The 13,413-nt window shown below is 40.6% G+C and carries 11 protein-coding genes; 3 read left to right on the forward strand and 8 right to left on the reverse strand.

What is annotated here, in order from left to right; all coding sequences use genetic code 11:
* Nucleotides 1-84: 84 nt before the first annotated feature.
* The 8 genes from recG to ACGE0T_RS00130 form a co-directional block, all read right to left on the reverse strand.
* Nucleotides 85-2,181, reverse strand: a complete 2,097-nt coding sequence (gene recG / locus ACGE0T_RS00095) for an ATP-dependent DNA helicase RecG (protein WP_459188537.1) — start codon at nucleotides 2,179-2,181, stop codon at nucleotides 85-87.
* A gap of 20 nt (nucleotides 2,182-2,201) precedes the next feature.
* Nucleotides 2,202-2,903, reverse strand: a complete 702-nt coding sequence (locus ACGE0T_RS00100; protein WP_459188538.1) for a 2-C-methyl-D-erythritol 4-phosphate cytidylyltransferase — start codon at nucleotides 2,901-2,903, stop codon at nucleotides 2,202-2,204.
* Nucleotides 2,903-3,100 carry an exodeoxyribonuclease VII small subunit gene (xseB, locus tag ACGE0T_RS00105; protein WP_459188539.1) on the reverse strand — a complete coding sequence of 66 codons (198 nt, stop codon included), beginning with the start codon at nucleotides 3,098-3,100 and terminating at the stop codon, nucleotides 2,903-2,905. The genes ACGE0T_RS00100 and xseB overlap by 1 nt, the downstream gene beginning before the upstream one ends.
* Before the next feature lie 9 nt (nucleotides 3,101-3,109).
* Nucleotides 3,110-4,495: an exodeoxyribonuclease VII large subunit gene (gene xseA, locus ACGE0T_RS00110; protein ID WP_459188540.1), complete on the reverse strand. Its 1,386-nt coding sequence runs from the start codon at nucleotides 4,493-4,495 to the stop codon at nucleotides 3,110-3,112.
* Entirely contained in the window at nucleotides 4,485-5,849 is a 1,365-nt protein-coding gene (locus ACGE0T_RS00115; RefSeq protein ID WP_459188541.1) for a S8 family peptidase, read from the reverse strand. The genes xseA and ACGE0T_RS00115 overlap by 11 nt, the downstream gene beginning before the upstream one ends.
* Nucleotides 5,850-5,951: 102 nt before the next feature.
* Complete coding sequence (locus tag ACGE0T_RS00120) at nucleotides 5,952-6,419, reverse strand: Lrp/AsnC family transcriptional regulator (RefSeq protein ID WP_459188542.1); 468 nt, start codon at nucleotides 6,417-6,419, stop codon at nucleotides 5,952-5,954.
* 173 nt (nucleotides 6,420-6,592) lie between these two features.
* Nucleotides 6,593-7,318, reverse strand: coding sequence for an FKBP-type peptidyl-prolyl cis-trans isomerase (locus tag ACGE0T_RS00125; RefSeq protein WP_459188543.1), 726 nt, complete (start codon nucleotides 7,316-7,318; stop codon nucleotides 6,593-6,595).
* 12 nt (nucleotides 7,319-7,330) lie between these two features.
* The gene (locus tag ACGE0T_RS00130; RefSeq protein WP_459188544.1) at nucleotides 7,331-7,918 is read right to left on the reverse strand and encodes an FKBP-type peptidyl-prolyl cis-trans isomerase; all 588 of its coding nucleotides are present in this window, start codon (nucleotides 7,916-7,918) and stop codon (nucleotides 7,331-7,333) included.
* A gap of 21 nt (nucleotides 7,919-7,939) precedes the next feature.
* On the opposite strand from ACGE0T_RS00130, the gene ACGE0T_RS00135 reads away from it, so the two are divergent.
* From ACGE0T_RS00135 to ACGE0T_RS00145, 3 genes are all read left to right on the forward strand, one after another.
* Nucleotides 7,940-8,599, forward strand: a complete 660-nt coding sequence (locus tag ACGE0T_RS00135; protein ID WP_459188545.1) for an RNA polymerase sigma-70 factor — start codon at nucleotides 7,940-7,942, stop codon at nucleotides 8,597-8,599.
* Between the two features lie 240 nt (nucleotides 8,600-8,839).
* A complete protein-coding gene (locus ACGE0T_RS00140) occupies nucleotides 8,840-9,784 on the forward strand; it encodes a FecR family protein (RefSeq protein ID WP_459188546.1) in 945 nt (314 codons plus the stop codon).
* Nucleotides 9,785-10,016: 232 nt separating this feature from the next.
* Entirely contained in the window at nucleotides 10,017-13,406 is a 3,390-nt protein-coding gene (locus ACGE0T_RS00145; RefSeq protein ID WP_459188547.1) for a TonB-dependent receptor, read from the forward strand.
* Nucleotides 13,407-13,413 lie beyond the last annotated feature (7 nt).

Consider the following 13,413-nt stretch of genomic DNA (forward strand, 5'->3'; position numbering starts at 1 on the left):
CTCAATAATAAGGATTCATAATAAATACGTGCTTTTAAAGTATTGAAAAACAAAGTGTAACAGGAAAACATGTTTCACAACATATTAGCTAATCATGCCCCAATTCACCTTTCGTGCAAACAGTGTTTTTAACCTGTCATTTAACATCCTGTTGGCTTCGGATGTTAAATCCGGATCTTCGCTTAACACTTCTTTGGCTATATCACGGGCATATTGCAATATTTGTCCGTCCGCTGCAAGATTTGCAATTTTCAGGTCTATTCCTTCTCCGCTTTGGCGTGTTCCTTCAAGGTCTCCATGTCCCCGCAATCGTAAATCAGCTTCAGCTATTTCGAATCCGTTATTACTATTTACCATGATTTCAAGCCGTTTCCGGGTATCGTTGCTCAGTTTGTAGGAAGAGACTAATATGCAATAAGACTGCTCGGCTCCACGTCCTACGCGTCCGCGTAACTGGTGCAGTTGGGACAGGCCGAAACGTTCGGCACTTTCAATTACCATAACCGAAGCATTAGGAACATTTACTCCTACCTCTATTACGGTAGTAGCCATTAATATCTGTGCTTCTCCGGAAATAAATTTTTGCATTTCAGTGTCCTTGTCAACTGCTTTCATTTTTCCGTGTACCATGCATACTTTATATTCGGGGAAAACTTCCTTAAATGTTTCAAAGCCTTCTTCCAGATTTTTGTAATCGAGTTTTTCACTGCCTTCAATAAGCGGATATACAACATAAACCTGCCGGCCTAATTTGATTTCTTTTCGCAGGAAGTCATATAATTGTGCTTTTTTATTGTCGTAGCGATGGAGTGTTTGTATCGATTTGCGTCCGGGAGGAAGTTCGTCGATGACAGAAACATCTAAATCTCCGTATAGCGTCATGGCAAGTGTCCGGGGGATGGGAGTGGCAGTCATTACCAATACATGAGGGACAACAGCATTCTTCATCCATAACCGGGAGCGTTGTTCTACACCGAAGCGGTGTTGTTCGTCTATGATGGCTAATCCGAGTGAAGAGAAGATTACGGTTTCTTCAATCAGCGCATGGGTTCCGATAACGATTTGGATCTCTCCACTGGCAATGGCCGGCAATATCCGGTTTCGTTCCTTTTTCTTGGTAGAACCTGTCAGAAGTGCTACTTTAATATTCATGTCCTTCAGGAATTCCATTACTGTTGCATAATGTTGGTTGGCTAGAATCTCAGTAGGTGCCATCATGCATGCCTGACAATTATTGTCTACCGCCAATAACATGGAAAGTAGTCCTACCAGCGTTTTTCCGCTACCGACATCTCCTTGCAACAACCGGTTCATTTGTCGTCCGCTGCCCATATCGAGACGTATTTCCCTGACAACCCGCTTTTGCGCGTTTGTCAGTTCAAAAGGCAGATAATCTTTATAGAACGTATTAAAGTAATGACCGACGGTAGGGAAGACTATTCCTTTGAGTTTTAGTTTTCTTAGGCTGGCGGTCTTGAGTATGTTTAATTGTATGAAAAACAGTTCGTCAAATTTCAGGCGGAGCTGTGCTTGCCGTAATTTGTCGACAGATTCAGGGAAATGTACATTTCGGATTGCTTCTGCAAACGGCATCATATGGATACGGTCCAGGATAGAGGATGGTAGTGTTTCCGGTAATATCCAATTCAGATGGCTGAGCAGGGCATATTGCATGTTCTGGATGGCACGGGAGTTGAGGAACGACTTCTTCATCTTTTCCGATGTATTATAAAAAGGAGTCAGTCCGTTTGCCACTTGTTCCGCCTGTTCCACCGGGTCTATGTCCGGATGGGGAATGTTATAAATATGTCCGAACTCGACAGGTTTACCGAATATGATATATTCTACGCCGGTCAGTACTTTTTCTTTTATATAATTGATACCTTGAAACCAAACTAAATCAATAGTACCTGTTCCGTCGGTAAATTTCCCTATCAACCGTTTGGTACGTCCTTCACCTACGGTGTCATAATAAAGGATACGTCCCTTTAATTGTATATAAGGCATGTTGCCTGTAATCTCGGCTACTTTGTAGAAGCGGCTTCGGTCGATGTATTTGTACGGAAAATAAAACAGCAAATCTTCAAAAGAAGAAATGCCTGCTTCTTTTTTTAATACTTCTGCTTTTTTAGGACCTACGCCCGGCAGATACATGATGGAGCGTTTATCGAGATCGAGCATATTGTGTTTTGATTCAATTTTTATGTACGATGTTCAAATAATGCCTCAGCCACTAATAAGTCAAACGGAGTGGTTATTTTTATATTTTCCCGGTTGCCCGGAACAGTCATGATTGTATGTCCGGCAGCTTCTACGACTGAAGCGTCATCTGTAAATTGATCGTCATAAGGTTGTTCATATGCCTGCATAAGCAGGTTATATTCGAAAACCTGCGGGGTCTGTACTGCCATATAGCGGCTTCTGTCTACCGGATGGGAACCTGTTTTATCTGTTTCACGCAGCGAATCAATCATGGGTATTGTTGGAATGACTGCTTTGCAACGACTTGCTTCTGTAAAACAGGTCGTGATTACTTCTGAAGAAACAAAAGGACGGACACCATCATGTACGCCTACAATTATTTCTTCCTGATAGTCCGGGTTATTTCCTATTTCCTGTTGGAGAAGTTGCAGACCGTTCAGTACGGAATGGAAGCGGGTTGTTCCCCCATTTGCTATTTTGTGGGGAACTTTGCATCCGATTTCTTTACAAAGCATATTCCAGTAAGGTTGATGGTCTTCTGGTAATACAAGGATCAGACCGGCTGATGCGTCCCACTTATAAAAAGTCTCGAGTGTGTGCATCAGAATCGGTTTGCCATTCATCGGGATAAATTGCTTTGGTAAGTCACCTCCCATACGGAGCCCTTTCCCGCCGGCTACTATCAGGACATACTTTTTCATTATTCCAGTTCTTCTAAAACTTTTTTCACTTCTTCATCTACCTTATATAATTTCTCTTTACATAGCTTGATAAGCCGGGTTGCTTCTTTCACTTTTTCGGAAAGAATATCGACATCCAAATCTCCGTTTTCGATATCGGCAACTATTTTGCGGAGTTTTTCTACCGCGTCATTGTATGTTTCTTTCTTTTCTGCCATATGATTTTTTTATTTTACTATTTCGTTCGAATGTCCTTCTGTCTGTATCGGATTTATGTTTGTGTCTTTGACGGATGAGTGGACTTTTCCCCTGGCAAAACAGGTGACGATTTCATCTCCAACCTGAAGTTCCGCTGCCTGTTTAATAATTTTTCCGTCTTTCAGAGTCAAGGTATATCCTCTTTTTAAGATATAATCAGGGGATGCCATCCGTATAAACTGTTCGGTTAGCTGGATGAAGCGGTTATAGCTATCCAACCGGGAGACTGTCCGGCTTTTCAGGGAAAGTTCTAACGTATCCAATGAAGATGCGCGTAACTTTAATAAAGAAAACGCAGTGACCGGAAGTTGCGCTCCCAACTGTTGTAATAGAGAACGGTTACGCTCTATCCTGTTAATTGCCAGAGCAGGCAGTCGGTTGCCGAGCAGTTGGAGGAAGTTTTTTTGTTTTGCCAGGATATCTGTAGCCAAGGCACAAACATCTTGTTGGAGCTCTTCCAATTCTTCCGCTGCATTATCCATGCAGCCAATCAGAAATTCGGCAACAGCAGTAGGTGTTTTCATGCGGGTATGTGCAACCATGTCCAGAACCGTATCATCCCTTTCATGTCCGATACCGGTGATGATGGGAAGTGGAAACTGTGCGCAGTTTGCAGCAAGCAGGTAAGAATCGAAACTGTTCAAGTCCGAAGTGGCACCGCCACCCCGTATAATCACTATCACATCAAATTTATCGGTATGAGGATAAATACGGTCTAAAGCAGTGATAATCGATTCTTCGGTTTTTTCCCCTTGCATTAGAGCAGGGAAGAGTTTGGGATAAAAAGGATATTCTGCTTTATTTCCTGCAAGCTGGTTCAGAAAATCTTCATAACCGGCTGCCGTAGGTGATGTGATTACTGCTATCCGTTTGGGTAATGTCGGAAAAGGTAATTCCTTGTTTAGTGTAAATACGCCTTCTTCTTTTAACTGCCGGATGATTTCCATCCGTTTACGGAGCATATCTCCTAATGTATAGGTCGGGTCGATATCCAATACGGTCAGGCTATATCCATATAATTCATGGAATTCGATAGATACTTTTACCAGCACTTTCAGACCTGAAGCGAATATCTGGCCGGTTTCCATCTCAAAATAAGGTTTGAGCATTCGGAATGTTTTTGCCCAAATGGAGCCCCGTGCCCGTGCTACTAACTGTCCCGTGATAGCGTTCTTTTCAATAAATTCCAGATAGCAATGACCGGATGCGGCATTTGTCCGTACATCGCTTGTCTCGGCGCGTACCCAGTACGTGTCGGGAAAAGCATTACGGACAGCTCCCTTTATGTAATTGTTCAGTTCCAAAAGGGACAGTTCCTGCCGTTTGTTGTTTATATCGGTCTGATTATAAAGCATTTTTTCTTTCTTTTTTGTATGCCTTGTATATATTGGGAATGCCGTATCCAAGCTCCGGGTCCGGATGTTTGTATTGGCTGGAATAGCGGTGCAATACTTCAATTATATCCATATTACTTAACCGGGGTAATGCCTGCCATAAACAAATACCGAGTCCTGCCAGTATAGGTGTGGCAAAAGATGTCCCGTTTGCATAGCGGATTTCCCCGGAAGGTTCGATTACGCAGCTGCCGGAACCTAACGCGACAGCATCCGGTTTTATACGCCCGTCTGCTGTATAACCGGTGGAGCTGAATGAACTTTTCCTTTTATCTTCGCAAATAGCTCCGACTGTAAAAATATTGGCGGCATCTGCGGGAAAGGTTATTTTCTCCCAGTTTCCACTGCCTTCATTACCGGCGCTACAAAAAATAAGAAGCCCTTTACTTGCCGCAAAGTCAGCGGCACGGCTGATAAAGGCCGTTTTACCATTCAGGTCGGAATGTTTATAAGATAATTCATCCGCATCGAATGAGAAATAACCCAGAGATGAAGAGATAACGTCTACTCCTACACTGTCTGCATATTCTACAGCAGCTGTCCAATAGTCTTCTTCTATCGGAAATTCGGAATCGCTTTCTTCACTTTTGATCAGAAAATAAGAGGCTTGTGGGGCTGTACCTACCATAACCCCCGGGATATTGGCAGCGAGACAGGAGAGGACCTTAGTGCCGTGGTCGTCTCCGACAAATACACTATGGCCTGGGAAAACTACATTATGCGTACCCAATAAATGCAGTGAATCAAAAGCAGCGATACGGTCTGCATTTTGAAAACCGGCATCAATTACAGCGACTCGCATGCCTTCGCCCTGGAAACCTGCTTCATGCAGTTTGATACCGTTTAGCATTTTTATTTGCCTGGTCGCATAGCCATATTTATCTTTTAGAGGTGTGTCAATACATTCGATGCGTTTTTTATCTTTGTATTCAGCGGGAGCTTTTCGTGTCCCTTTCCATACCCATTTGACCGAATCGACGATAGATAGTTGTTTTAGTCGGTCGGCAACCGTACTGTCCGGGCATTCCATAACCACTGTTGTAAACCATTTGCTTTGTACAATAGGGATAGCGCCGGTAGAAGACAACGTATCTATATAAGCAGGAGCAATGGGAAGATCGGATTCCGAAATGGCTATCTTATTTTTTTTACGTCTTTGAATAGCTTCCGTCGATAAATAATCTTCGGGGTGTTCCATACTGAATCCCGTGTTGCCTTTGTCTTTCAGGTAAACACGAAAACAGAAACTTTCCCCAGCCGACAGGTAAAGGGGGAATAAGCATAAAAATATAATATATTTGATATACCGGTTCATTGGAATTGATTTTCACATGTCTGCCGGACAAAATTACGAATTGTCGCGGACATAAAAAAGCCCGGCTTTTATCCGAAGCCGGGCTGCCTTGAAGATATCTTTTTATTCAAAAATATCGCAGATAGGAATTTCACGTTTTACGCTCTGCCGCAATGAAATAAGCGTTTCTGTCGCTGTGACTCCCGGAATTTCCTGAATACGTGTATTCAGCAATTCCATGAGATGTTCATTGTCGCGTGCATAAAGTTTAATAAGCATGGTATATGGACCTGTAGTGAAATGGCATTCCACCACTTCCGGAATTTTCTCAAATTCGGGTACTACGTCTTTATACATAGAACCACGTTCAAGTTTTACTCCGATGTAAGTACAGGTATTATATCCCAAAATTTTGGGATTAATATGATAGCCTGAGCCAACGATCACATTCATGTCAATCATGCGTTGTACCCGTTGATGAATAGCAGCACGTGAAACACCACATTCTTCGGCGACATCCTTAAAAGGAATCCGGGCATTTCTTGAAATAATGTTCAATATCTGCCGGTCCAGTTTGTCTATCTTTTCCATTTTCTACTTGTATTACTTTCCTATTAATAGATTTAATGTATCAAAAGTATATAATAAATTTCAATACTATATCATTCTGAAAGAAAAAAGTGTAGAATAAATAATAAAAGAGAGCGAAAAATGCTCTTTAGCATATCCCGCTCTCCGTATTTTGTGTATAAAAGATATATTTGTTACTTTTTAGCAGCAGTGCTATCCTTTACGATATCAAGTAATTCTACTTCGAATTTCAGTACGCTGTTCGGTTTGATATCCGGTTGTGCACCACGTTCGCCATAAGCCAGTTCAGAAGGTACCCAGATGATATATTTAGAACCTACAGGCATTAACTGAAGAACTTCGGTCCAGCCTTTAATTACTTGTCCAACACCAAATTCAGCAGGTTCGCCACGATCTACAGAGCTGTCGAATTTTGTTCCGTCCAACAGAGTTCCTGTATAGTGAACTTTAACTTTATCTTCAGCTGTCGGTTTTGCACCTGTACCCTCTTTTTCAACCTGATATTGCAGACCGCTTTCTGTTGTGATAACGCCTTTCTTTCCTTTATTTTCAGCCAAGAATTTTTCGCCTTCCTCTTTATTTTTCTTTGCATCTCTTGCAGAAGCTTCCATAAAGTAAGTCTGGATGTAAGCCTGAGCTGCCTGCGGAGTCATCTTCATTGCTGCAGAGTCACCTTTGATAGCTTGTGTGAAACCTGCAATCAGATCGTCTACATTAGCAGGGTCACCCGGTAAAGTTTTCAGGTTGTCTTTGTAACCTGCGCCAGTGCTGATACCGATAGCATAACTAACACTGTCTGCAGCTGTTTTTAAAGAAGCACTTTTGTGAGAATCACAAGAAGTTACTGTCATGCCCATAGCTACAATCGCTGTAGCAACTAATACATTAATCTTTTTCATTTTTCTTATTTATTATTTTACTATATCCAATAATTCAACATCAAATACTAAGGCACTGTTCGGCTCGATAGCATCGCCGGCACCATGTTCACCATAAGCCAAATCCGAAGGAATGAAAAGTCTCCATTTAGAACCGACTTCCATTAATTGAAGTGCTTCAACCCATCCCGGGATTACCTGTGATACTCCGAATACGGCAGGTTCGCCGCGCTGTACGGAGCTATCGAATACAGTACCATTGATTAATGTACCGTGATAGTGGCATTTTACTTTATCATTGGCTGTCGGTTTTGCACCTGTTCCTTTTGTCAATACCTGATATTGCAGGCCACTGGGTAAGGTCACGACACCTGCTTTTCCTTTATTGATGTTCAGAAACTCTTCTCCGGCTTTCTTGTTCAGTTCCAACTTTTCTTTTTGCAATTGCATAAAAAATTCGTTGATAACTTGTTTTGCTTCATCGTAACTGATTTCCGGATTTTTTTCTTCCAATACGTCTTTCAATCCTTTTACGAAATCTTCAATCTGAAGATTTTGGATGCCTGAGTTCTGGAAATTGTTTCCGATACTTAAGCCCAGTGCGTAACTAACTTTATCCATTCTTTTTCTTTTCAACTAATTATGAGCCACAAAAGTAATGTTTTTAACTACATAAACATCAATTCGCTTCACTTTTTTATTACTTTTGCATCACTTATGGGAGATATGGGGGAACAGCAGACAGATACAAAACTCTTTGCATCGCTCTTTGAACAATACAAAGAGCCTTTTATAATGTTTGCCAATTCGTACATAAGAGATGCGGCAGCGGCAGAGGACATCTATATAGATGCAATGATGCAGTATTGGGAAAAACGCCATGATCTTCCTTCCGATACAAATATTCCTGCTTATATTTTAACTTCAGTAAAAAACAGAGCATTAAACTACCTGCGTCATAGCCATGTTAAAACAGAAGTGGAAGAGCAATTGTTCAGCCATTCTGTCAGGGAATTGGATTTTCGTACATCTTCACTGGATTCTTGTGACCCGTCTGAGTTGTTCACGAATGAAATGCAAGAAATTATACGCAACACGCTGAATGAACTTCCGGAGCAAACCCGTCTTATTTTTTTTAAAAGCCGTTATGGGAACAAGACAAACCGTGAAATTGCCGAAGAACTGGGTATCAGTATTAAAACGGTAGAATTCCATATATCTAAAGCCTTAAAGGTCTTCCGTGTTAAATTGAAGGATTATCTGCCTTTATTAATAGGCACATGTTTCCTCTGGCCTGATTAAATTGTCTATATAAATAAAATGTAGAAAAGGAAGCAGATGAGCGTTTCTTAATATATTCATAGTTATGTTTTTCTGAATTCATAGTTATGATTTTGGAAAAGCATAACTATGAGTCCTCAAAAACATATCTGGGATAAAAATGAAAAAACAAAAAAAATGATTTTCCTGTTAGGGTATTTTTAGATTGGCGTGTTATTATTATGAAAAGGACGATAATGAGCCTTAAAGTTTATAAGGAGAATGGATAAAGAATTACTACATAAATATTTTAAAGGTTGCACTACTGCAGATGAAGAGACGCAGATTATGGATTGGGCGGAAGCCTCTCCTGAAAATTATGCGGAATATCTGAAGGAGCGCAAGATGTGGAATGCCCTTCTTATCTATTCTGTTACTAAAACCGGTGAAACTCACTCTGTCGCATTGAAAAAACGGACATTAAACCTGTGGAAAGTAGTGAGTATTGCCGCTTCATTCGCTTTGTTGATGATGGTTGGTTGGATGCAACTGGGAGTAAAGGAAGAGCAACAGGCAGGAATGCAGGCCGTTTTAGTTCCGGCTGGTCAACGAGTACAGTTAATACTGGAGGATGGGACAAAAGTTTGGCTTAACTCTAAATCCGAATTTACATATCCGACTTCGTTTGGAGGTAAAACACGCGAAGTTACACTGAAAGGCGAGGGCTTTTTTGAAGTGGCACGTAATGAGAAGAAGCCTTTTATCGTTAAGACAAAAAAGTATGATATAAAGGTATTAGGTACGACATTTAATGTTTATGCTTATGACAATGCAAACGGGACTGTATTTGAGACTTCTTTATTGCATGGTTCTGTGGATGTCGTATCGAACCAGGATATTAAACAGCATATAATTCTTAAGACCAAAGAGAGTGTGAGCGAGGTGAACGGTCTATTACGCAAAGGCGTAATAGACAACCTCGATCGCTTTAGATGGAAAGACGGTTTGATTTGTCTGGATGACGTTCCGTTTGGAACGCTTATGGATAAATTCTCTATTTACTATGATACACATATCCAGATTGAAAATTCTAAATTACTTAATTATCGTTGTACCGGTAAATTCAGGCAGAGCGATGGACTGGAATATGCTTTGAAAGTTATACAAAAAGACCTGAATTTCAAATTTGTGAGAGATAGCGAGAAAAATAGTATTATTATTAAATAACTTATTTATTAACCTTTTTATTTGGTACTTGTATGCAGAATGATCCTTGAATAAACACAAAAAAAGTAAACCGGAAGATGTCCCCACATCCCCCGGTTCGAATGTCAACACGAGACAAGTCTAATAATTTTCTCAGTATTAACAATAAATCCTTTACAAAGTTATGATAAATATTCTTTGTCAGACCCATTATGTGCCTAAAAAACACAAAACAAATCATTTGGGACGGATTATGAAACTATCAGTATTCCTATTCTTTTGTTTCGCATTTGCTGCAGTGGCCGAAAATGCCAATTCCCAAAATGCGAAAATTTCACTGAATAAAAATAATGCAGCAGTCAGTGAAATCTTAAACGCCATAGAGGAACAGACCGATTATCTCTTCCTTTATAATAAAGCGAATGTAGATGTGAGCCGCAGGGCATCTGTCAATGTGGAAGATGCAACTGTACGCAGTGTTTTGGCGAATCTGTTTCATGAAACAGATGTTGTGTTTACCATGGAAGGTAAACACATAGTTCTCCATAAACAGGAAAATGAAGCTCCGGCAGTAGTTCAACAAAACGGACGTACCATCAAAGGGTTGGTGAAAGATGCAACCGGCGAAACTGTAATTGGTGCGAATGTCGTTATCAAAGGCACTACAAACGGGGTTATTACAGACATTGATGGAAACTTTATCTTAAGTAATGTTCCTGATAATGCAATCCTTCAGATTTCTTATATAGGTTATCTGACACAAGAAATACCGGTTAAAAATCAGAATTCTTTCCAGATTATTTTGAAAGATGATACACAAAAGTTGGACGAAGTTGTGGTTGTTGGTTATGGTACTCAGAAAAAAGTAACATTGACCGGCGCTGTTTCTTCTGTTAACAGCGATGATATCATTACAACAAAGAATGAAAATGCTCAGAACATGTTGACTGGTAAAATACCGGGAGTACGCGTTATGCAAAAATCTTCTGAGCCGGGTTCATTCAACAATAACTTCGATATTCGTGGTATGGGTAATCCGTTGGTCGTTATCGATGGTGTACCTCGTGATAACATGACTCGTCTGGATGCAAATGATATTGAAACATTAACTGTATTGAAGGATGCTTCTGCTGCTATTTATGGTGTGCGTGCTGCAAACGGTGTTGTTTTGATTACTACTAAGAAAGGTAAAACCGGACACGTTGAATTGGAATATTCCGGTAACGTTGGTTGGCAGAATCCTTCAGGTTCTGTAAAGAGCGCAAGTGCTGCCGACTGGATGACTTTGAAGAATGAAAGAGCTATGCACAATGTGAATGGTGGCTCATTGGTTTATTCTTTGGATGAAATAGAAGCTTACCGTAACGGGACAAAACAAGGAACAGACTGGTGGAGTGAAGTGATGCGTCCTTTGGCTCCCCAAACCCAGCATACAATCAGTGCAAACGGAGGTAATGAAAAAACTCATTATTATATGAGTGCCGGTTATTTGTACCAGGAATCATTCCTTCGTAGCAAAAGCTTGGATTATGACCGCTTCAATGTCCGTTCAAATATAACAAGTAAAATCACAGACCGTTTGACTGTGGATTTGAATATGAGCGGTATTATGGACCAGAAAGACCAGCCTTATGAAAACTCAGACTGGATTATTCGTGCCATGCAACGTTGTCCGGCTACTCAGCCCGTTTATGCAAATGGCAATCCGGAATACCTGCAATATGGTTGGATTGAAGGAACGAACCCGGTGGCTATGATGGATGCAGACCAGGTAGGTTATAAAAAATATAACAATAAATGGTTCCAGACTTCTTTACAGGCAACTTACGATATTCCTTATATCGAAGGTTTGCAGGCTAAAGGTATGTTCAGCTATGACTATCAGATAGCAGACAACAAGCTTTATAAAAAAGCATATAATCTGTATGAATATGATGATGCTACAGAAAAATATGCAGCGAAGGAAATCAATTCACCGTCTACATTCCGTCGTGAACATTATACGAAACAGGCTTGGTTGTATCAGGTTTCGTTGAATTACAACCGTATGTTTGCTGAAAAACATAATGTATCCGGTTTGTTATTGTTGGAAGGTAGCCGTCGTGATGGCGATAACTTCTTTGCACAACGTGAATTGGCTTTGGGCCTGGACCAGTTGTTTGCTGGTAATACAGAAAACCAGGAAGGTAATATGAGTACAAACTATGATCGTGAAAATCCGGCAGCCCGCGACTTATATAAAGAAGCAAACTTAGGTTTGGTTGGTAAGTTCGGTTACGATTATATGTCTAAATATCTGGCTGAATTCAGCTTCCGTTATGATGGCTCTTCTAAATTCGGAACAGGTGCACAATGGGGATTCTTCCCGGCAGGTTCTGTTGGTTGGCGTATTTCAGAAGAAAGCTTCTGGAAAGATTCAAAACTTTCATTTATCAGCAATGCAAAGATTCGTGCATCTTATGGTAAGATGGGTGATGACAATGCTTCAAACTATCAGTTTGTGACAGGTTATACATTCCCGGCCGGCGGTGATAACAACCGTTTACCCGGAGGTTATGTTTTTGATGGAAAGTTTGTAAGTTCAGCTGCAAATAAGGGAATTGCCAACCAATACATCACTTGGTATATTGCAAAAACTCTGGACTTGGGTATTGACTTGAATGCATGGAACGGTTTGTTAGGAATCTCTGCCGATTATTTTAATCGTGAACGTACAGGGCTGTTGGCAAAACGTAATTTAAGCCTTCCTGCCATTGTAGGTGCAGAACTTCCTGAAGAAAATCTGAATGGTGATGTTGCCCGTGGTTTTGAGTTGGAGGTTTCTCATTATAATCGTATTGGAGAATTCGGATATAATTTGAAAGGTATATTCTCTTATACACGTATTAAAACAACTCACGAAGAACGTTCAAAAGCTGGTAACTCTTATAAAAACTGGAGAGATAATAATAATGACCGTTACCAGAATATCGTATGGGGATATGGCGATGGTGGACGTTATGAATCTTATCAGGATATAGCAAATAGCGATATTTATACAGGTTATGGAACTTTACCAGGTGATTATAAATATCAAGACTGGAACGGTGACGGTATTATTTCAGATTTGGATAAATATCCGATTGCTTATGAAAACCGTCCGCTTATCAACTTCTCACTGAATATCGGTGCTGACTGGAGAGGATTCGACTTGAATTTACTTTTCCAGGGTGCCGCTATGCAATACAACCGTTATATCGAACAGTTGCGTGAACCGATGTGGGGACATGATTTCTCTAATGCCTTAGCTTATTTTATGGACAGATGGCATCCGGCTGATCCGACTGCCAATCCTTATGATCCTTCTACGGAATGGATACCGGGCACTTATGCTTATACGGGTACTTTGGCTGACGAATGGTCTTCCTATAATGTACATAATTCAAGTTACCTTCGTTTGAAAAGTGCCGAATTAGGTTATACATTCCCTAAACAGTGGCTTGCAAAAACAGGTATCAAAAATCTTCGTCTTTATGTAAATGGTTATAACCTGTTTACTATTAAAGGAGTTGAATTTGACCCTGAACACTCCGGTAATGATTCTTGGGGAAACCTGTATCCGTTGAACAGAACATTCTCTGTCGGTGTAAATGTTAAATTTTAATTGAGGA

It is taken from the genome of Parabacteroides sp. APC149_11_2_Y6, from assembly GCF_054506995.1.

Bases quoted from the DNA above. Each gene is read 5' to 3' on its own strand.
- ACGE0T_RS00140 (WP_459188546.1), top strand. From the start codon at position 8,840: ATGGATAAAGAATTACTACATAAATATTTTAAAGGTTGCACTACTGCA.
- ACGE0T_RS00130 (WP_459188544.1), bottom strand. From the start codon at position 7,918: ATGGATAAAGTTAGTTACGCACTGGGCTTAAGTATCGGAAACAATTTC.
- recG (WP_459188537.1), bottom strand. From the start codon at position 2,181: ATGCTCGATCTCGATAAACGCTCCATCATGTATCTGCCGGGCGTAGGT.
- ACGE0T_RS00125 (WP_459188543.1), bottom strand. From the start codon at position 7,318: ATGAAAAAGATTAATGTATTAGTTGCTACAGCGATTGTAGCTATGGGC.
- xseB (WP_459188539.1), bottom strand. From the start codon at position 3,100: ATGGCAGAAAAGAAAGAAACATACAATGACGCGGTAGAAAAACTCCGC.
- xseA (WP_459188540.1), bottom strand. From the start codon at position 4,495: ATGCTTTATAATCAGACCGATATAAACAACAAACGGCAGGAACTGTCC.
- ACGE0T_RS00100 (WP_459188538.1), bottom strand. From the start codon at position 2,903: ATGAAAAAGTATGTCCTGATAGTAGCCGGCGGGAAAGGGCTCCGTATG.
- ACGE0T_RS00120 (WP_459188542.1), bottom strand. From the start codon at position 6,419: ATGGAAAAGATAGACAAACTGGACCGGCAGATATTGAACATTATTTCA.
- ACGE0T_RS00145 (WP_459188547.1), top strand. From the start codon at position 10,017: ATGAAACTATCAGTATTCCTATTCTTTTGTTTCGCATTTGCTGCAGTG.
- ACGE0T_RS00135 (WP_459188545.1), top strand. From the start codon at position 7,940: ATGAGCCACAAAAGTAATGTTTTTAACTACATAAACATCAATTCGCTT.
- ACGE0T_RS00115 (WP_459188541.1), bottom strand. From the start codon at position 5,849: ATGAACCGGTATATCAAATATATTATATTTTTATGCTTATTCCCCCTT.